Raw genomic sequence first — 18,002 nt, forward strand, 5'->3', positions numbered from 1 at the left:
GCAGATTGTCCGCAGTCTTCCTTAATGAAATCCAAAAGGAACCTTAAGGTTTCCCTAACGTTGTGGCGCGCAGGCGATTGACAGTTCGCTAAGAAGATGCGTAGATACGGGCTTCACGAAAGAGGTAGCGACACATGAAGATATGCCTGGTCGAAGACGACCTGGAACTGGGCAAGGCCTTGCAAGCGGCCTTGCAGGATGCGGGACAGGAAGTGGTATGGGTGCGCCGTGCCAGCGACGCGCGCCACTGGGTCGAGACCGAGCCGTTCGACGCCGTGCTGCTGGACCTGGGCCTGCCCGACGGGAACGGCATCGACGTGCTGCGCGAACTGCGCGCCGGCGGCCATACATTGCCCATCCTGGTGATCACGGCGCGCGACAGCCTGGAGGACCGCCTGAACGGCCTCGATCGCGGCGCCGACGATTACCTGGTCAAACCCTTTGTCGTCACGGAACTGCTGGCGCGGCTGCGCGCGGTGATGCGGCGGGCAACCGGATGGAGCGAATCCGGCGAGCCGGTATGGAAGGTCAAGGACCTGGTGCTGGACGATAAACGTATGCTGCTCACGCGCAGCGGCGTCAATGTGGTCTTGTCGAAGACCGAGTTCGCGCTGCTGCACGCGCTGATGCGCTATCCGGACCGGGTGCTGACGCGGCGCGAGCTGGAATCGCGCGCGCTGCCGCACAGCGAAGGCGCGGCGCTGGACGTGCACATGTCGCACCTGCGGCAGAAAATCGGCGAAGGCTATATCCGCACCGTGCGCGGCGTGGGCTATGTGGTCGACAAATGACGCGGCATAACCGCTCGCTGTTCAAGCGCCTGCTGTACGGCTTCATATCGGTGATGCTGCTGATCTGGCTGGCCAACCTGGCGCTGGACGTCTACGAAACCCGCACCAGCAAGCGGCGCGACATGCAGCGCGAACTGCGCGCCAGCGCCTTGCGCATCATGGTGCTGATGCAGACCGTCGGCGAACGGCCGCCGGAGCAGATCAAGCCCCTGGTGCACAAGATGGAACAGCTGCACTATGCGCTGTACACGGAACTGGGCTGGTACATCCCGGCGCTGCAAACGCAGGTGTGGCGGCATGGTGCGCTGGTGTACGCGTCCGCCGACCAGGGCCTTCCGCCGACCGACGCCGCCGCCGGGCCGTACGGCCAGCCGCTCAGGGATGGCTGGGTGGTCTCGGTCGAAACCGATGCCGCCACCGGCGTCACCGTGCGCATGGCGACGGAGGTGATCGGCGAATGGATGCTGCAGGTGTCCAGCATCGGCTACTATTTTGCGCCGCTGCTGTTCAGCATTCCGTTCCTGCTGCTGCCGGCCTGGTTCATCATCCGGGTCGGGCTGCGGCCGCTGAAGTCCATCGTCGGCGAGATCGAGGAACGCTCGGCCACCGATCTGTCGCCGCTGGCGCCTTCGCCATATCTGGAGCTTTCGCCGCTGGTCGGCTCGGTCAACCGGCTGATGGAGAGGCTGACCGAGCGGCTGGAACGCGAACAGGAATTCCTCATCGATGCGGCGCATGAACTCAAGACGCCGCTGTTCATCATCCAGATCAACGCCGATACGCTGACCACGACACGCACGGCGCAGCGGGTGGAAGACGCGGGGCAGGGCTTGCGCACGGGGGTGGAACGCGCCACGCACACCGTGCACCAGCTGCTGGCCCTGGCCCGGTCCGGCGGCGACCGCGATCACACCAGCCTGATGCCGCGCGACCTGGTCGAGCTGGTGGCGGACCGCCTGGCGCAGGCCGGGCAGATCGCCGCCACCCGCCATGTGGAGATCGAACTGCAGGCGCCGGAACGCTGCATGCTGGCCATGCATCTGGAGAGCATGGCCTCGCTGATCGACAACCTGGTCAGCAACGCCGTCAAGTATTCGCCTGAAGGCGGCCGCGTGATGGTTGCCATAGCCGAGGCGGACGGCCGCATCGTGCTGTCGGTCGCCGACCAGGGGCCGGGCATCGCGCCGGAGATGCAGCGCAAGGTGTTCGAACGCTTTTTCCGCCTGCCGGACCAGGACCAGGCCGGAAGCGGATTGGGGCTGGCGATCGCCGAACGGGCGGCGGCACGCAACCAGGGCCGCATCCATCTGGCCAACCGCGACGATGGTCCAGGATTGCAGGTGGAGGCCAGCTTTGACGGCGTAAGGGAGTGACGTATATTTTCTTTGCTATTTATGCCATATAATTTGGCCGCTTAGACTCCGATACGCACTCTCATACGCCGCCATGAACTATCTGACCCGCTTTCGCCCGCTGATCCTCGCCTTGCCGCTGTTGCTGGCCGGCTGCCAATCCACCATGCAGCGCATCGCCGACTGCAAAGTCGGCGACTGGGCCGCCATCGGCCACAAGGACGGCGTGGCCGGCGAGCCGGCCGATTACATCGAGCGCAAGGAGTTCTGCGACGATCACGCCGACGACAAGAAACCCGCCGCCATCGGCGCCGAGGCGCAGTGCACCGCCGGCTGGGCGCAGGGGAACTGGGATCTGTGGTCGCAGCTCGGCCAGAATGACGGCGGCAAGGGACTGCAGGCGCAATACGAAGCGCATGCCGCCAGCGATGAGGTCCGCAAACACAAGACACCGCTGAACCGTCCCGCCTACGATGCCGGCTGGGCGATCGGCAATTCGGAGTACTGGAAAAACCAGGGCAAGCACGCCGGCACCGACGGCCAGCCGCTGGCCACGCAAAAGGATGCCGCGCGCGCACGCGCCGCCGGCATGCAGCTGCGGTTCGATGAAGCGGCGTACACCAACGGCTGGCAGATCGGCAACCGCACCTTCTGGCAGGACGCCGGCTACACCGACGCCCGCAACGGCACGCCGGACAGCGAGTTCCGCCAGCGCGCCTCGGCCGCCCGCAGCGCCGGCGTGCAGGTGCAGGAAGAAGTCTACCGCGCCGCGTGGAACGCGGAGATCGTCAACTATTGGCGCAACCTCGGCACGCAGGATGCCGTCAGCGGCAAGGACTTCGCCATGCGCAGCAAGGAGGCGCGCGCCAAGGGATTGAAGATTTTCGAGTCGGAGTACCGCCAGGCCTGGGAAGCGCGCCTGACCGACTACTGGCGCCAGGCCGGCGCCGATGACGGCTACGGCAAGCCGTTCCAGCTGGATGACCGCATCGCCAACGCGGGCCGCAACGGCGTTTTCGTCATCGCCGCCACGCGTGAGCTGTACACGGCGGCCTGGGACGATCAGAACGCCAAGTACTGCGTGCCGGAGAACGCGTTTGAACGCGGCCGCGCCAATAGCGGCATGGCGGTCGATGTCTGCCGCGTTGAACTGCGCAACCAGCTGAAGCATGCCTACGTCAGCGGCCAGGATTACGAGATCACGGCGGCCAAGCGCCAACAGGCGATCAACGATGTCAACGAGATCTCAGGGCGTCTGAGCGATCTCCATCATCGCCTGAACCGCCTGGAGCGGGAGATCCGCTCCAACCTGGAGGCCAAGGACCGCGTGATCACCGACGACACCAGGAAGCAGGACGCCCGCCGCGAGCAGGAACGCCGCGACCTGTCGGACTATGCCCAGCGCCTTGAGCGCCAGCTGGACGACGCCCGCCGCTGGGTGGAGCGTCATGACCAGCAAATGCAGCGCCTGCGCCGCGAGATCTACTAAGGCTTAGAAGTCCACCGACGCCGACATCACGACCGTGCGCGGCGCACCCAGAACCAGATAGCCGGCGTTAGGATAGCCGCCGGCCGAGGCCCAGTAGTTTTTGTCGGCGACGTTGTCGACGCGCGCGCGGAAGGTCACGTTGCGGTCGGCGATGCGGGTGGCGTAGCTGGCGCCCAGGTCCAGGCGGTTCCACGCCGGCAGCTGCTGCTGGTTGGCGGCGTCCGCGTATTGCGACGAGGTGTAGAGCACGCGGGCGTTCAGGTTCAGGCCATGCACCCCCGGCACATCCCATTCCGTGCCGATGTTCAGCTGGGTACCGGGAACGCCGATCACGTCCTTGCCCTGATTTTTTCCGCCTTGGGTCACGCGCTGGGTGGCGTCCAGCAGCGTCAGGCCGCCCAGCAGGCGCAGGCCGCGCATCGGCACGCCGTACACGGTCAGCTCCAGGCCCTGGTTGCGCTGCTCGCCGTACACGCCGAAGCGGTTGTTCTCCACATAAGCCGAAGGCTGGTTGGTGCTGAACAGCGCGGCGGTGGCGCCCAGCGTGCCGCCGTCATATTTGACGCCGACTTCCTTCTGCTTCGAGACATACGGTGCGAACAGCTCGTTCAAATTGGTGACGCCCGCGCCGGATGGCGTAGGGCCTTGCTGCAGGCCTTCGATATAGTTCGCGTACAGCGACAGGTTCTTCGCGGCCTTGTAGACGATGCCGGCCACCGGCGTCACTTTGCTTTCGTTGTAGTGGTCCGTGCCCGCGCCGGTATCGTAGTTGTAGCTGTCGGACTTGATTGTCTGGTTGCGCAGGCCCACCGTCACCAGCAGCTTATCGTCCAGCAGCGACAGCGTGTCCGCCACGGCGTAGCTGGAGAGGATGGTCTTGCTGGTCAATTTGGGATCGCCCAGCACACCGCCTTTGTAGAAGTCTGCGGCCGGCGCAGCCACATCCACCGGCGAGTAGATATTGGTGGCGAAACCGGCGAAGCTGCTGAACGCGTAGGCGTTGCGCGACTCCTGCCAGTAGGCCGACGCGGTCGCGCTCAGGCTATGGCCTACGCTGCCGTTGCGCAGCTTGGCGCGCACGCCGATCTCGCCGGTGCGCACGCTGTCGCGGCGCTCATTGTCGAAGCGGTACATGCTGGCGGCGCCGTCGGTCTTGCTGACCGTCGGTGCGGCCAGGATGTTGGATTCGTCGCCGCTGCGCGCGCCGAAGGCGGCCCATGCCACCGCGCCCTTGGCCAGATCGACTTCGCCGCGCAGGGTGCCGAAGGTATCGCGCTCGTTGGAGTGCGTCCATTTCTGCGACCAGTTGCTGCCCGCGTCAGGCGCGGCGGGCAGGGCGATGTCGGTGTTGACGGTCACGCTTGGGCGCGCGCCTTTCAGCTTGTGGTCCTGGTAGCCGACGTCGGCGGACAGGCGGAAATCGCGCGCCTGGAAGTCGACGCCGACCGATGCCACGTTCAGCTCACGGTGTTCGCGGTCGATGCCGGTGTCGCCATCGCGGCGCGCGGCGTTGACGCGAATGCCGGTATTGCCGCCGGGGCCGAAGCGGCGGCCGATGTCGGCGGCGAAGTAACCTTGTCCGCCCGATTCCACGCCCACCGTCAGCTGCGTCAACGGGTTGTTGCTTGCGCGCTTAGGCAGCAGGTTGATCGAGCCGCCGATGCCGCCGCCGCCCGGCGCCGCGCCGTTGAGGAAGGAGTTCGCGCCACGGAAGACTTCCACGCGTTCCAGCAGTTCAGACGCAACGAACTGGCGCGGCAGCAGGCCGTACAAGCCGTTGTAGGCCAGGTCGTCGGAGTTGACGGGGAAGCCGCGGATCACATACAGCTCTTGGTAGTTGCCGAAGCCGCGCGCCACGCGCACTGATGGATCGTTTTGCAGCACGTCCGCCACGCTGCGCGCCTGCTGGTCCTGGATCAGCGCCTGCGTGAAGTTCAGCGTGTTGAATGGCGTGTCCATGATGTCCACGTTGCCCAGCAAGCCGAGACGGCCGCCGCGTGCGATCTGGCCGCCCGCGTAGTCCTTGGACAGGCCGTCGGCCGAAGCATCCGCGGAGGCGCTGATGACGACGGTCTGGATGTTGGCGTCGCCTGCGGCCGGCGCTGTTTGCGCGTGGACGGAGGCGGTGGCCATCAGCATGGCGGCTAGGGCGAACGGCGACAGGGGCAGGTTAGGCATTTGCATGGTTACGCTTCTATTAAGTAAATGAGAGTGATTCTCAATTATATCCATGTGCGTCAATTATCGCCACTAAATGAGAGTGATTTGCATTATCATTGTAGTTCTAGTACTGAATTGATTTCAAAATGACACCGATTACTGTCCGCCGCTGGGCGTGGATACACAAATGGAGCAGCCTGGTCTGCACCGTATTCATGCTGCTGCTTTGCCTGACCGGCCTGCCGCTCATCTATCACCACGAGATCGATCATCTTCTTGGCAACGGCATCGAAGCGCCGCAGATGTCGCCCGCCACGCCGAAGGCCGACCTGGACACGGTGATCGCGGCCGGCAAAGCCCTGTACCCCGGCAAAATGATGATGTACATGTCGCAGGAGGCGGACGAACCGGACATCTGGAACCTGACGCTGGGCGACAATCCTACCGATGAGGGCTACAAGTCCGTCGCCGTCGACGCCCGCACGGCCAAGGTGCTGGCGCAGCCCAGCTTTGAGGACAGCTTTATCGGTGTGATGTTCCATCTGCACGTGGACCTGTACGCGGGCTTGTGGGGCAAGCTGTTCCTCGGTTTGATGGGGCTGTTGCTGGTGATCGCCATCATCTCCGGCGTGGTGCTGTATGCGCCCTTCATGCGCAAGCTCGATTTCGGCGAAGTGCGGCGCGAGCGCGGTCCGCGCGTGAAGTGGCTGGACCTGCACAACCTGCTGGGCATCGTCACGCTGACATGGGCGCTGGTGGTCGGCGCCACCGGCATGATCAACACCTGGGCCGATCTGCTGTTGAAGTACTGGCAGTTCACCGAGATGGCGGAAATGATCGCGCCGTACAAAGGGCAGTCGCCGCCGGCGGTGCTGGGATCGATGCAGAAGTCGCTGGCCAACGCCGTCGCCGCGGAGCCGGGCATGAAGATCGGCTTCGTCGCTTTCCCGGGGACGCCGTTCGCGAGCCCGCATCACTACGGCGTCTTCATGCGCGGCGATACGGCGCTGACTTCGCGCCTGTACAAGCCTGTGCTGATCGATGCGCAAACCACTGCCGTCACGGACCGCCGCGCGCTGCCCTGGTATCTGACGGTGCTGCTGATTTCGCAGCCGCTGCACTTCGGCGACTACGGCGGCGGATGGATGCAGCTGCTATGGGCCTTGCTGGACGTGGCCACCATCATCGTGCTGGGGAGCGGCCTATATCTGTGGCTTAAGCGCGGCGTCAGCGCAAAACCTGCGGGAGCCGCACTATGAAAAGCCCGTTCATGCGCCTGTGGGGCGCACCGATCCTGTTGGCCGTGTTGACCACCGCCGGCCTGGTTTGCGCGCTGGTTGGCGACGGCTTATGGGACCTGGCGTCCGCCGTCGCGTTGGCCATTCCGGTGCTGATCGGCGCCTGGCACGGGCTGCGCCGGCGCGCCCGGACCTCATGACGCGGCAATAATTTGTAACAACAGACAGGCCTGCGATGCGCGGGGCTTGCGTTATCATGGTGGCATGTCCGCCCCACGATCCGATGAAGTTCTCATGCTCAGCTATCGCGATGGCGATCTGGCTGCGTTCGCGGAACTGTATCGGCGCCATAGCCAGGGCTTGTATCTGTTTCTGACGTGGCGTTCGCCACGGCGTGAGTGGGTCAATGACATCATGCAGGACAGCTGGGCCAATCTTCACCAGGCCCGCGCGCGGTATGAGCCGGGCGCCAGCTTCCGCACCTATCTTTTTCAAATCGCGCGCAACCGTTTGATCGACCTGATACGCTTGAATGAACATCTGCTGCTGGCCAGCGATGGCGGGGAGGACGACTGGTTCGAGCATGTCGCCGATGGGGCGCACGACGGACTGGCTCCGGACGGAGAGTTGGAACGCAAGCAGCAGGCCAGCCATTTGCATGCGATGATACGGCAACTGCCTGTCGATCAGCGCGAAGCGCTGGTGCTGCAGCAATTTAACGGTATGAGCCTGGAAGAGATCGCGGAGCTGGTGGCGGCGCCGGTGGAGACGGTGAAGAGCCGTCTGCGTTATGCGATGCGCAAACTGCGCCAGGAATTGGCGCCGGCGGCCGAAGAGGCGAGAGCATGAATCCACAAGATCACACTGACGATGCGGCGTTCGAAGACTTCCTCAAGGGGGAGGGGGATTTGGCGCGTCAGCTGCAAAGGCTGCCGCAACCGCCGGTGCCGGAGGCTTTGTCTGCCGCTATCCTGGCGCGGGCTGCCGCCGACCTGGGTGACGGTGCGCGGGCGGGTGCGTCCGCCAACGATGCGGTGCATGGCGGGGCGCCGGTAGCTCCGCCTGCGCGGCATTACCTGCGGCGTGCGCGGGTGCCGTTGGGGCTTGCGGCCAGCGTGGTGCTGGCTTTGTTCATGGTCCGCGGTTTGATGCCACAGGCGTTTGAGCCTGGGGTTCGGCAGGACGGCGTTGTTCAGGAATCCGCGCCACCTGCTGCGAAAATGGCGGAGGTAGCGCCGAATCGGGACGTGGCTGAGACAACCGTGGCCATCGCCGAACCAGCGGCGGCGCCGGTACCGGCACAGGCGCCAAAGCCGCCTCCGCCTCCGCCGAGGCTATCTGTCGCTTCGGCCCCCGTTCGCGCTGCGAAGCCTGCCGCCTCCATGCCGCCATTGGCGGAGCCTGCGCCGATGGCGGACATCGCGCCCGTACCGTCGCTGGCGATGCGCTCCGCTCCGCCGCCGGCGCCGCCGGAGTCATCCCTGTCTTTTTCCGCGCCAGCGCCGGTGCTTGCACGCGCTCCCGTCCCTGCGCATGCGGCTCTGCCTGGGCCTGAAGTGATGTCCGTATCCGCGGCGTTGTCGGCACCCGCATGGCTGGCCCGCATGGCGGAAATGCTGAAGGCCGGGCAAACGAAAGAAGCGCATGCGGAATGGCTCAAGTTCCGCATGCGCTATCCCGACGTCGAAGTGTCGCCAGAACTCCAGCGACAACTCGAAACCGTCAATTGACCTCGAACTCTCCCACCAGCGCCGTGCTGCCGGTATCGCGCAGCCGTAGCGTCACCATCTGATCGCGCTGTTTGGCCGTACCGAAGCCTGTGCTCAAGCGCAGCTGCACGGTGGTTGCTCCCGCCACGATCTGCTGGCGGTGGCCGAATGAATTCACCTCCACCCGGTATTTGCCAGGCTTGGCCACACGCAGCGAAAACTCTTCCGGACCATACCCGCCGGTGAAGTCACGCGACATGCGCCCGCCCTGGTAGGTGTAGCGATTGGCGTAATAGCACTTCTCGCCATTCGGATCGGTGATCCACAGATCGATGTCGGTATTGTCCGCGTCCCAGGTCAGCACCGCGCGCAAGGCCAACGGCAGGTTGCGCAGCAGGCGCGGATCGACACGGCTGGTGTCCGGCTTGACGGCGGCCTTGGCGACGATGGCATTCAACTCGGCCAGCGTCACCAGCTCGATCTCCGCGAAGCGCGCATCCCATGGCTGGTTCAACACCTCGGCCAACTGGTCGACGGCAGGCTGCACCTGCCCGGCGGCGGCATATGCCAGGCCCAGGTCGCGATACGATTGCGGCTCTTCCTCGGCCAGGCGCAGTACCTGCTTGAAGACAGGGATAGCCAACGCAGGTTCCCCCGCTTGCAGCAAGCGGTAGCCCAGTATCCGCAAGACCTGGCGGTTTTCCAGATCCATCTCCGCCAGATTCGACAACACGCGCAAGGCCAGGTCGCGCTGCCCTTGCTCCAGCAGCATGTCCGCGCTGTCCAGGAAGAAGGCGCTGCTGTTGGTGTAGTTGGGCTTCTCGTCCAGGTACACGGCATACAGGTCCGCGCCCTTGGCGGCTTTCATGCGCGCCCGGTATGGTTCGTTCGGCGACCATTTCTTGAGCTGGATGCCGGCATTCGGTGTCTCGTTGCCCTGCGCCGGGTATGGTTTTGCGGCCGACTCGGACCTGCGCAGATCGGCGCGGCCGTAGGCGGCGGGCGCCGGGGCCGGGGCTGGCGGCGGTGGTGAGCCCATGGCGCGTGGCGACGCAACCGGCGCGGACAGCGTGCGCGCAGCGTCCATCAGTACGGGAGCGGCTTCCACTTGCGGATCGTCCATGGGCTTGAGGTCTGCCTGCTTGGTCCGGGCGGACTTGGGATAGCTCTTTTCCCACCATGCGATTTTCTGCTCGAACTCGCGCACGATCTGGTCGCTGTGCTGCGTGGCGATGAGGCGCCGCTGCGTCCAGCGGCTCTGTTTGAGCTTGGCGTAGGCTTCCTTGTAGGCCGCAGGCGGTTCGATGTCATAGCGCAGATAGTCTTCCAGCCTGTCCAGCACCAGCAGCGAGGTCTCGCGGGTCGGCATGCCGAAGCGCTGGCCCAGGCGGCGGATTTCGCCGCGTTTCAAATCGTAGTCCGCTTCCAGCGCATGCAGGCGGTAGCTGGCCCACATGCCGGCGGCCAGTGGATGAAAGGGCGCGTTCCCGCTGACAGGGACCGTGATCGTGCGGCTCTTGCCCTGCTGCGCCAAGGTCAGCGTCAGCTCGGCCGAGGCTTGCGTCAGGCGGCCGGCGACGCGCAGCATGCCGTCCTGCGGCTCGCGAGCCTCGAATGAGATGTCCTTGGCGCCGCTCGCAGAGATGTCGCTCAATTGCAGTTCATCGGCCAGCAAGGCCTGTGCAGCCTGCGCCGGCTGGCCCGCCTGCAACTGGACCAGCCGGCCGCCGTTGCGCTCCGCCAGTGCGGACAGCCGCGCGCTATCCGACACCAGCGCAGAGTTCAAAGCATACAGACGCTGCCCCTTAGCCAGTGCCGGGAAGGGCGCATCACCATAATTGGACAGCCCGTCGCTGACCAATAGATACTCGCTGACGTCCGCCTCCGGCTTCCACGCGCCCAGGGCGCTGGCGCCATCGTAGGCGGTGGCGGTCAGCGCTGCCCGCAAAGCGCTCCAGTTGCCGTTGACGACGCGGAACCGCTGGCTGGCCTCGGCGCGGTCGCGCAGGCGGAACAGGCGTACGTCCACATTGCGCACTGTCCTGAAGTACTGATCCAGCACGGCCAGTTCGGCATCGGTCTGGCGTTGCGCGCCTGAACCTGAACTGTCCCACAACAGTCCCAGTACGGCAGGCGGCGGGCGTACCGGATGCGAGTTATCGCCGGTGACGGCGATCTCGCTCAGGAAGAAGGTGTCACCGTCGAACTCCTGCACAAAGGTCTGCGGCTGCTCCGTGGTGGGCAGCGCCAGTTCCAGCGTACCGTCGGCGCGGAAGCTGGTCCTGGCGATGCGGGCGCGATAGCCGTCCTGCTGCCGTTCGAACTGCACGCTGCCCAGCGCACCGCGCGCTTGTGGCGGTGCGGCCGCACCATGAACATTCAGCGCCAGGTCAAATTCGTCGACGCCCGCACCGTAGGCCAGCGGCAGGCGATACAGGCGTTGCGCATCGAGGCGAGGCAGTGGTTCCGCATATTTCAGCTGCACCGTGCGTGTGCCGTGCGGCGGGATCGGATAGACCCGCAGCTTGAAGTTGTTCCCCTGCGTGGCTTCCAGTAGCGCAGGATCGACGCGGGTGCGTTCGACCTGCTCGAAGATCAGGCGGCCCTTGGCTTTGTCGACCGGCACGGCTGGCCGCAGCGCGCCGTCGATATCGAGCGCGAAAGCGGTCACGCGCTGTCCGGGCAGCAGCGGGAATTGCAGCTCGCCCTCCAGCTGCACCGCGTTGGGATTGTAGAACACCATCTCCACCGTGGTCTGCGCGAGGCCACCGTTGATGTCGGCGGTGATATGCAGGCTTTGCAGGCGCACCGGCGTCTGCGCTCGCGGGACGATCAGCTGTGGCGGCATGATGGGCGGCAGTGGCGTACGCGCCTGCGCCATCATCGATACACTCAATAAGAAAACCGCAAACAGTGGGCGCAACATGACATCTCCTTTGCCGGAAAAGCCCGGCGTCCTACATGTAACGGCGCAGCGCGGCGGACGGGGTTAAACAGGACCAAAAAAATGTATGCGGCACCGCAGCAATATTCAATTGCTTTATTTGTATTTGTTGCTATCATTTCCCAGGCTTACAGCTGAGGAGAGTAGATGACTGCCATGAACACGCCGCACCCGTACTACGAAATCCTGATTGCCGCAGCGCGCAAAGTCGGCCCTGTGAAGGTCGCCGTGGCGCATGCCTGCGATCGCCATGCGCTGGAGGCCGCGCTGGATGCGGCCAGCATGGGATTGATCCTTCCCATCCTGGTTGGCCCGCAGGCGCGCATCCGCCAGGCGGCGCAGGAGGCGAAACTGGATATTTCGGCGCTGCCGCTGGTCGATACCGAGCACAGTCACGCCTCGGCGTTCCGCGCGGTGGAGCTGATACGCGAAGGCCAGGCTGCGGTGCTGATGAAGGGCAGCTTGCACACCGATGAATTAATGGGCGCCGTGGTGGCCGGCGATACGGGCTTGCGCACAGGGCGCCGCCTCAGTCACTGCTTCGTGATGGACGTGCCGGGCCGCGGCGAGCCGCTGATCATCACCGACGCCGCGGTCAACATCAATCCCACGCTGGAGGACAAGGTCGATATCATCCAGAACGCCATCGACCTTGCGCACGTGCTCAAGTTCGATCCGGTGAAGGTGGCAATACTGGCGGCCGTGGAGACGGTCAGCGCCAAGATGCCGTCCACCATAGATGCGGCGGCGCTGTGCAAAATGGCGGACCGTGGCCAGATCACCGGCGGCATCCTCGACGGCCCGCTGGCGATGGACAACGCCATCGACCCCGAAGCGGCCGAGATCAAGCACCTGGTGTCGCCGGTTGCGGGCAGGGCGAACGTACTCGTGGCGCCGGATCTGGAGGCGGGAAATATGCTCGCCAAGAGCCTGACCTTCATGGCCGGCGCGGCGGCGGCCGGCATCGTGCTCGGCGCCCGCGTGCCGATCATCCTGACCAGCCGTGCCGATTCCGTGGCCGCGCGCCTGGCTTCCTGCGCCGTGGCGGTGCTGGTGGCGCACAGCAAACTGGCCGGCAAACGCATCCTGGGAGGCTGACCGCATGGCACCCAACGATAGCATCGTCGTCATCAACGCCGGCTCGTCGAGCATCAAGTTTTCCTTGTTCAGCGGCGCCGCGCTGGCGCTGACATTCAAGGGCAAGATCGAAAACCTGTATAGCGGGGTCACGCGTTTCAGCGCGCAGGACGCGCAAGGTCAGTCCATCGGTGAGCGCAGCTGGCCAGCCGCGCCACTGGACCACGAAGCCGGCATGCGCTTTCTGATCGACTTCGCTCAAACGCACCTGGACGGCCACCGCGTGGTGGCCGTCGGCCATCGCATCGTCCACGGCGGCGTGGCCTACAGCGGGCCGCAGCGGCTGGACGTGAAGGTGCTGGAGGCGCTGGAAAAACTGATCCCGCTGGCGCCGCTGCATCTGCCGCACAACCTGGCGCCCGTGCGCGCGGTGATGGCGATGGCGCCGGATGTGCCGCAGATGGGCTGCTTCGACACCGCCTTCCACGTCGGCCAGCCGGCGCAGGCGCAGGCGTTCGCGCTGCCGGCGCGGATCACGGAGCAGGGCGTGCGGCGCTACGGTTTCCACGGCCTGTCGTACGAATATATCGCCAGCCGCCTGCCGGAGGCCGATCCGTCGCTGGCGGGCGCCAAGGTGGTGGCCGCGCACCTGGGCAACGGCGCCAGCATGTGCGCCATGGCGTCCGGGCGCAGCGTCGCCAGCTCGATGGGCTTTACCGCCGTCGATGGCCTGCCGATGGGCACCCGCTGCGGCGCGCTCGATCCCGGCGTGGTGCTCTACCTGATCGATGAACTGGGCATGGACGTGGGCGCGGTGCAGAAGCTGCTGTACCAGGAGTCCGGCCTGCTCGGCGTTTCCGGCATTTCGTCGGACATGCGCACACTGGAGCAAAGCGACGATCCGCGCGCCCGGGCGGCCATCGATCTGATGGTGTACCGCATCGGCCGCGAACTGGGTTCCTTGGCGGCGGCGCTGGGCGGACTGGATGCGCTGGTGTTCTCCGGCGGCATAGGCGAGAACAGCGTCGCCTTGCGCGCGGCCGTCTGCCGCGACGCCGCCTGGCTGGGCGTGGAACTGGACGCCGCCGCCAATGCCGCCAATCCGCGCGGCGTCGCGCGCATCAGCGCCGCCGGCAGCAAGGTGCCGGTGTGGGTGGTTCCGGCCAACGAAGAACTGATGATCGCCCGCCACACATTGACCTTGCTGGAGCAAGCATGAATACGGAAACGGTATATCCCATTTTGACCGGCAAGCGGGCGCTGGTCGTCGGCGTCGCCAACGAGCATTCGATCGCGTGGGGCTGTGCGCTGGCTTTCCGCAAGCTCGGTGCGGAAGTCGTGCTCACTTATCTGAACGAGAAAGCCTTGCCGCACGTGGCGCCGCTGGCCGCCGAAATCGACGCGCAGTTGCTGCCGCTGGACGTTACGCAGCCAGGACAACTGGAAGCTGTGTTCACGGCGCTGTCCGGGCATGGCAAGCTCGATATCCTGGTGCACTCGATAGCCTACGCGCCGAAGGCGGATCTGCAGGGCGGGCTGCTGGACTGCTCGCTCGACGGCTTCCTGCAGGCGATGGATGTATCCTGCCACTCCTTCGTCCGCATGGCCAAGCTGGCGGCGCCGCTGATGACGGACGGCGGCAGCATGTTTGCCATGAGCTATCACGGCGCCGAGAAGGTGGTCCCGAACTACAACGTCATGGGCCCGGTGAAGGCCGCGCTGGAAGCGTCGTGCCGCTACCTGGCCTACGAGCTGGGACATCGGGGCATTCGGGTCCACGCGATTTCGCCGGGGCCGCTGCAAACGCGGGCCGCCTCCGGCCTGAAAGACTTTGAACTGCTGCTCGGGGATGCGGTGGCGCGAGCGCCGCTGGGGCAGTTGGTGGATATTCTCGATGTCGGCAATACCTGCGCCTATCTGGCCTCGCCGTATGCGCATCGTTTGACTGGCAGCACAGTGTATGTTGACGGCGGCCTGAATATCATCGCCTGACGGCGACCAGAAAGGAGCGGCAGATGCAAATCATCTTATCCGGCCTGCATGGCGATGCTACCGAAACCAGTGTCGCCGAAGGCCTGGCGCGCTTCTTCCACGTCACCCACGTCAACATGGTGCGCGAGGGGATGGACGACAACCCATGGGCGCTGATCGACGTGGCCGATTCCTACGAACGGGTATGGGGCGTCTGCAACCAGCTGCGCGGCGTTTTCCATCGCGGCAAAGCGCTCAAGTTCTACATTCCGCTGCACCAGGAGGACGTGTATCATGACCTCGAACCTCACGAACGACTGGACTTCAACTAATGGCATCAAGCGTCACACTGCAGGACATCACCGTAGACAATTTTGAGAGCTTCATGGACATGGAGCTGCCGGAGCATCAGCGCGACTACCTGGACAGCAATGCGTATTCCATCGCCCAGTCCAGGTTCTACGACGATTTCGTCACGCGCGGGATTTACTGCGACGGCGAGCCTGCCGGCTTCCTGCTGTACGACGTGCGTGCCGAAGACGTCGACGGCCTGTATGGCATCTACCGCTTCATGGTCGATTTTCCGCAGCAGGGCAAAGGCATAGGCCGCAAAGCCATGGCGCTGCTGCTCGATGAGCTGCATGACAAGCCGGACGTCAACCGCATCATCATCTACTACAAGCCGGACAACGCCGTGGCGCGCGAGTTCTACCGCAGCTTCGGCTTCCGCGAATGCGGCATCGATGACTCAGGCGAGATGATCGCCGAGATCATCCCGTCACGGCTTCCCGATCAGCAGGTATAGCGCGGTCTGGTTGCGGGAAGCGCGGCCGGCGCCGAAGTAGAGCGGCCCCAGAGGCGTATCGATGGCGATGTACAGCGCATTGCTGCGCACTGTCTGCTCGCCGTTCAGCGAATCGATGGTGTTGCCGACGCGGCCCAGCTCCGCCGATGCGCCGACGTAGGCCCCATCCAGCAGGCCGGGCGCCGAGATGCGGTAGTTGTAGACCAGGCGGCCGAAGTGCAGGCTGTTGCCGACCAATTCGCCGGTGCGATAGCCGGACATGCGCAGGAAGCCGCCGAAGGACAGGATCTCGTGGTCCGGCAGGGCGTTCCCTCCCAGTTTGTGCTGAACTTCCAATGCCCCTTGCAGCGAGTGCGGGCCGGTCGCCAGCGCCGTCTGCGCGGAGAAGGAGAGCTTGTTGTAGCTGGTGTCCGCACCCAAGGCGGTGCGTGAAGCGAATACCCGCAGGTCCGCCTCCGCGCCCGAGCGCGGGAAGGAGCGGTTGTCCAGGGTATCGGCCCGCAGGCGCAGTTGCATGCCGCCCGTGCGCGCTCTGGGGAACAGGTCCGACGGCGGCACGAAGCTGGTGTCCAGCAGCAGATTGACGTGGCCGCGCGAAACGCCGATGCGCGCCTCGCCCCATTCGGCCAGCGGCACGCCGAGGTCCAGGCCCGCAGTGATCGACTCGTAGCGGTAGCGCGCCAGCCGGCTGCCCCTGGAGTAGATGTCCAGCGGCGTGCGCTCGCCCGAGAGCGAGGCGCTGGCGAACAGGCGCTGCGCCGGCGTCAGTGGTTGCAGCCATTCGGTGCTGAGGCGATCGGTGTGGCCGATCTCCAGGTCGTTGCGCCACTCCGCTCCCAGCGCGTTGAGCCACGTCCAGCGGTGCATGGCGCGCAGCGTGAAGAAGGAATCGCCTTCGAAGTCGGTCGATACGCCCAGGCCCAGGCGCAGGTATTGCGGCCCCCAGGATTTTTCATTGACGGTGGTGGTCAGCTCGTGGCGGCCATCCGGCAGCGGCGTAAGCGTATAGCTGACGTGTTCGAAGTCGCCGCGCCCGAACAGGCGCCGCATGTCGCGCTCGGCCCTGGCGGCGTCGAACTTGCCTCCGGGCTGGGTCTCCATGATGCCGCGCAGGGATTCCTCCGGCACCCGCTGCGTGCCGTCGATGCGCACCGACGACAGCAGCACGCCCTGCGGCGACTGGGCGTGACGGCGGCGCGCACTCAGCACCGCATAGTCCTCGGACGATACGGCGTAGCGCTGCAACCTGTCCGCGGCCTGGTGGCCGGCCTGCTCGCCGTAGGCCGCGGCCTCCTTCAGCAGATCGAAGCTGCCGGCATCGACGGTCGCCAGGTTGGGCGTGATCAGCACATCGATCTGCGGATTGAGCTCGGCCAGGGACGTACGCAGGTTGCTGGCGGTGAGCATGCGCGTCATCTGTTCGGACATCGACAGTACCGATTTGATCTCGTCGCGCTTGAGCAGCGGCGTGCCGATATTGATGGCGATGATGATGTCCGCGCCCATCTTGCGCGCCACATCGACCGGCAGGTTGCGGGCGATGCCGCCGTCGACCAGCAACTGGCCGTCGATTTCCACCGGCGTGATCACGGCGGGGATGGCCATGCTGGCGCGGATGGCCTGCGCCAGGTTGCCGTGTTCCAGCACCACCATCTCGCCGCTGCTGACGTCCGTGGCGATCGCGCGGAAGGGGATGGGCAGCTGGTCGAAGTCGGGAACGGACTGGCGCACGGTCAGGCGGCGCAGCAGCGCTTCGAGCGCCACGCCGGATACCGCGCCTTTCGGCAGCGACAGGCCTCCGGGGCCGATGCCGATCTCCGGGCCGACGAAGCTGTCCGCATCGTCGGTCTTGCGGGCGATGGAGAGGTCGCGGCGGGCGACGTCGTGGAACAGGTTGGCGGTGCTCAGCGTCTGCATCTCGCGCTCGATCTCGGACAACGGCATGCCGCTGGCGTAGGCCCCGCCGACGATGGCGCCGGCGCTGGTGCCGACGATGATATCGACCGGCACCCGCAGTTCCTCCAGTACCTTCAACACGCCGATATGGGCGCCGCCGCGAGCACCGCCGCCCGACAGCACCACGGCTATTTTGGGCCGCGTAGCGGCATGGGCGAGCTGGCAGCTCAAGCAGCACAAGAGTATAAGCGCAGGAATTATTCGCATGCGAGGACTCTAGCACAAAAGTCGCTTGACCTTACCTCCGTGGGAAGGTGTAAGATTCTGTCCACTATGCGTCCATTCATCCGCTTCCTGCTCTGGATTTTGATAACAGCCCTGCCGCTGCAAGGGGTGGCTGTTGCCTTGACTCCGTGCCATACGGTGACGACGCAGACGGAAGCGCGGTCGGAGCACTGCGCTCCGGACAAGCCTGAGCCAGCGTCGGCTGCGCATGGAAAATGCAGTCATTGCGCCAGTTGCGTTGGCGCTTCGGCGCCGCCCGGCGTGCCAGCCATCGTGCTGCCTGCG

15 protein-coding genes are annotated in these 18,002 nt (G+C 65.2%); 12 read left to right on the forward strand and 3 right to left on the reverse strand.

What is annotated here, in order from left to right; all coding sequences use genetic code 11:
- Positions 1-134 precede the first annotated feature (134 nt).
- The 3 genes from DUGA2_RS01055 to DUGA2_RS01065 all read left to right on the forward strand — a co-directional run bounded on the left by DUGA2_RS01055 (position 135) and on the right by DUGA2_RS01065 (position 3,632).
- Positions 135-791, forward strand: coding sequence for a response regulator transcription factor (locus tag DUGA2_RS01055; protein WP_008448446.1), 657 nt, complete (start codon positions 135-137; stop codon positions 789-791).
- Positions 788-2,164, forward strand: coding sequence for a cell wall metabolism sensor histidine kinase WalK (locus DUGA2_RS01060; protein ID WP_070266685.1), 1,377 nt, complete (start codon positions 788-790; stop codon positions 2,162-2,164). The genes DUGA2_RS01055 and DUGA2_RS01060 overlap by 4 nt, the downstream gene beginning before the upstream one ends.
- 73 nt (positions 2,165-2,237) lie before the next feature.
- Positions 2,238-3,632, forward strand: coding sequence for a DUF2799 domain-containing protein (locus DUGA2_RS01065; protein WP_070266686.1), 1,395 nt, complete (start codon positions 2,238-2,240; stop codon positions 3,630-3,632).
- A gap of 3 nt (positions 3,633-3,635) precedes the next feature.
- Here the strand turns inward: DUGA2_RS01065 and DUGA2_RS01070 are convergent, their stop codons facing one another.
- Positions 3,636-5,816 (reverse strand): TonB-dependent siderophore receptor, encoded by a 2,181-nt coding sequence (locus DUGA2_RS01070; protein WP_070266687.1) that lies wholly within the window; start codon positions 5,814-5,816, stop codon positions 3,636-3,638.
- A gap of 122 nt (positions 5,817-5,938) precedes the next feature.
- Between DUGA2_RS01070 and DUGA2_RS01075 the strand changes: the two genes are divergently transcribed.
- The 4 genes from DUGA2_RS01075 (at position 5,939) to DUGA2_RS01090 (ending at position 8,760) form a co-directional block, all read left to right on the forward strand.
- Positions 5,939-7,051 carry a PepSY domain-containing protein gene (locus DUGA2_RS01075; RefSeq protein WP_070266688.1) on the forward strand — a complete coding sequence of 371 codons (1,113 nt, stop codon included), beginning with the start codon at positions 5,939-5,941 and terminating at the stop codon, positions 7,049-7,051.
- Positions 7,048-7,230: a hypothetical protein gene (locus DUGA2_RS01080; RefSeq protein WP_070266689.1), complete on the forward strand. Its 183-nt coding sequence runs from the start codon at positions 7,048-7,050 to the stop codon at positions 7,228-7,230. The genes DUGA2_RS01075 and DUGA2_RS01080 overlap by 4 nt, the downstream gene beginning before the upstream one ends.
- 94 nt (positions 7,231-7,324) lie before the next feature.
- The gene (locus DUGA2_RS01085) at positions 7,325-7,879 is read left to right on the forward strand and encodes a sigma-70 family RNA polymerase sigma factor (RefSeq protein ID WP_083296153.1); all 555 of its coding nucleotides are present in this window, start codon (positions 7,325-7,327) and stop codon (positions 7,877-7,879) included.
- Positions 7,876-8,760: a hypothetical protein gene (locus DUGA2_RS01090; RefSeq protein WP_070266691.1), complete on the forward strand. Its 885-nt coding sequence runs from the start codon at positions 7,876-7,878 to the stop codon at positions 8,758-8,760. Before DUGA2_RS01085 ends, DUGA2_RS01090 begins: the two co-directional genes overlap by 4 nt.
- Here DUGA2_RS01090 and DUGA2_RS01095 read toward each other — a convergent pair.
- Positions 8,753-11,665 carry a VIT domain-containing protein gene (locus DUGA2_RS01095; RefSeq protein ID WP_070266692.1) on the reverse strand — a complete coding sequence of 971 codons (2,913 nt, stop codon included), beginning with the start codon at positions 11,663-11,665 and terminating at the stop codon, positions 8,753-8,755. The genes DUGA2_RS01090 and DUGA2_RS01095 overlap by 8 nt on opposite strands.
- A gap of 165 nt (positions 11,666-11,830) precedes the next feature.
- Here DUGA2_RS01095 and DUGA2_RS01100 point away from each other — a divergent pair, with 165 nt between their 5' ends.
- Genes DUGA2_RS01100 through DUGA2_RS01120 form a run of 5 tightly spaced genes read left to right on the forward strand, consistent with a single transcriptional unit; the run spans position 11,831 to position 15,536 of the window.
- Positions 11,831-12,781 (forward strand): phosphate acetyltransferase, encoded by a 951-nt coding sequence (locus DUGA2_RS01100; RefSeq protein ID WP_083296154.1) that lies wholly within the window; start codon positions 11,831-11,833, stop codon positions 12,779-12,781.
- A 4-nt stretch (positions 12,782-12,785) separates the two neighbouring features.
- Entirely contained in the window at positions 12,786-13,979 is a 1,194-nt protein-coding gene (locus DUGA2_RS01105) for an acetate/propionate family kinase (protein ID WP_070266694.1), read from the forward strand.
- Positions 13,976-14,752 (forward strand): enoyl-ACP reductase FabI, encoded by a 777-nt coding sequence (gene fabI / locus DUGA2_RS01110; RefSeq protein WP_070266695.1) that lies wholly within the window; start codon positions 13,976-13,978, stop codon positions 14,750-14,752. The genes DUGA2_RS01105 and fabI overlap by 4 nt, the downstream gene beginning before the upstream one ends.
- A gap of 23 nt (positions 14,753-14,775) precedes the next feature.
- On the forward strand, positions 14,776-15,063 hold the full coding sequence (locus DUGA2_RS01115) for a hypothetical protein (RefSeq protein WP_008448473.1): 288 nt from the start codon (positions 14,776-14,778) through the stop codon (positions 15,061-15,063).
- Complete coding sequence (locus DUGA2_RS01120; RefSeq protein WP_070266696.1) at positions 15,063-15,536, forward strand: GNAT family N-acetyltransferase; 474 nt, start codon at positions 15,063-15,065, stop codon at positions 15,534-15,536. The genes DUGA2_RS01115 and DUGA2_RS01120 overlap by 1 nt, the downstream gene beginning before the upstream one ends.
- Here the strand turns inward: DUGA2_RS01120 and DUGA2_RS01125 are convergent.
- Positions 15,510-17,663, reverse strand: a complete 2,154-nt coding sequence (locus tag DUGA2_RS01125) for a patatin-like phospholipase family protein (RefSeq protein ID WP_229214559.1) — start codon at positions 17,661-17,663, stop codon at positions 15,510-15,512. The two genes, DUGA2_RS01120 and DUGA2_RS01125, sit on opposite strands and share 27 nt — an antisense overlap.
- Positions 17,664-18,002: the final 339 nt, after the last annotated feature.

The sequence above is a fragment of the Duganella sp. HH101 genome (assembly GCF_001758795.1).
In the GTDB taxonomy this organism is placed as follows: Bacteria; Pseudomonadota; Gammaproteobacteria; order Burkholderiales; family Burkholderiaceae_D; genus Rugamonas; species Rugamonas rivuli.

Coding starts and splice junctions, on each gene's coding strand:
- DUGA2_RS01055 (WP_008448446.1), top strand. CDS start 135: ATGAAGATATGCCTGGTCGAAGACGACCTGGAACTGGGCAAGGCCTTG.
- DUGA2_RS01060 (WP_070266685.1), top strand. CDS start 788: ATGACGCGGCATAACCGCTCGCTGTTCAAGCGCCTGCTGTACGGCTTC.
- DUGA2_RS01065 (WP_070266686.1), top strand. CDS start 2,238: ATGAACTATCTGACCCGCTTTCGCCCGCTGATCCTCGCCTTGCCGCTG.
- DUGA2_RS01070 (WP_070266687.1), bottom strand. CDS start 5,816: ATGCAAATGCCTAACCTGCCCCTGTCGCCGTTCGCCCTAGCCGCCATG.
- DUGA2_RS01075 (WP_070266688.1), top strand. CDS start 5,939: ATGACACCGATTACTGTCCGCCGCTGGGCGTGGATACACAAATGGAGC.
- DUGA2_RS01080 (WP_070266689.1), top strand. CDS start 7,048: ATGAAAAGCCCGTTCATGCGCCTGTGGGGCGCACCGATCCTGTTGGCC.
- DUGA2_RS01085 (WP_083296153.1), top strand. CDS start 7,325: ATGCTCAGCTATCGCGATGGCGATCTGGCTGCGTTCGCGGAACTGTAT.
- DUGA2_RS01090 (WP_070266691.1), top strand. CDS start 7,876: ATGAATCCACAAGATCACACTGACGATGCGGCGTTCGAAGACTTCCTC.
- DUGA2_RS01095 (WP_070266692.1), bottom strand. CDS start 11,665: ATGTTGCGCCCACTGTTTGCGGTTTTCTTATTGAGTGTATCGATGATG.
- DUGA2_RS01100 (WP_083296154.1), top strand. CDS start 11,831: ATGACTGCCATGAACACGCCGCACCCGTACTACGAAATCCTGATTGCC.
- DUGA2_RS01105 (WP_070266694.1), top strand. CDS start 12,786: ATGGCACCCAACGATAGCATCGTCGTCATCAACGCCGGCTCGTCGAGC.
- fabI (WP_070266695.1), top strand. CDS start 13,976: ATGAATACGGAAACGGTATATCCCATTTTGACCGGCAAGCGGGCGCTG.
- DUGA2_RS01115 (WP_008448473.1), top strand. CDS start 14,776: ATGCAAATCATCTTATCCGGCCTGCATGGCGATGCTACCGAAACCAGT.
- DUGA2_RS01120 (WP_070266696.1), top strand. CDS start 15,063: ATGGCATCAAGCGTCACACTGCAGGACATCACCGTAGACAATTTTGAG.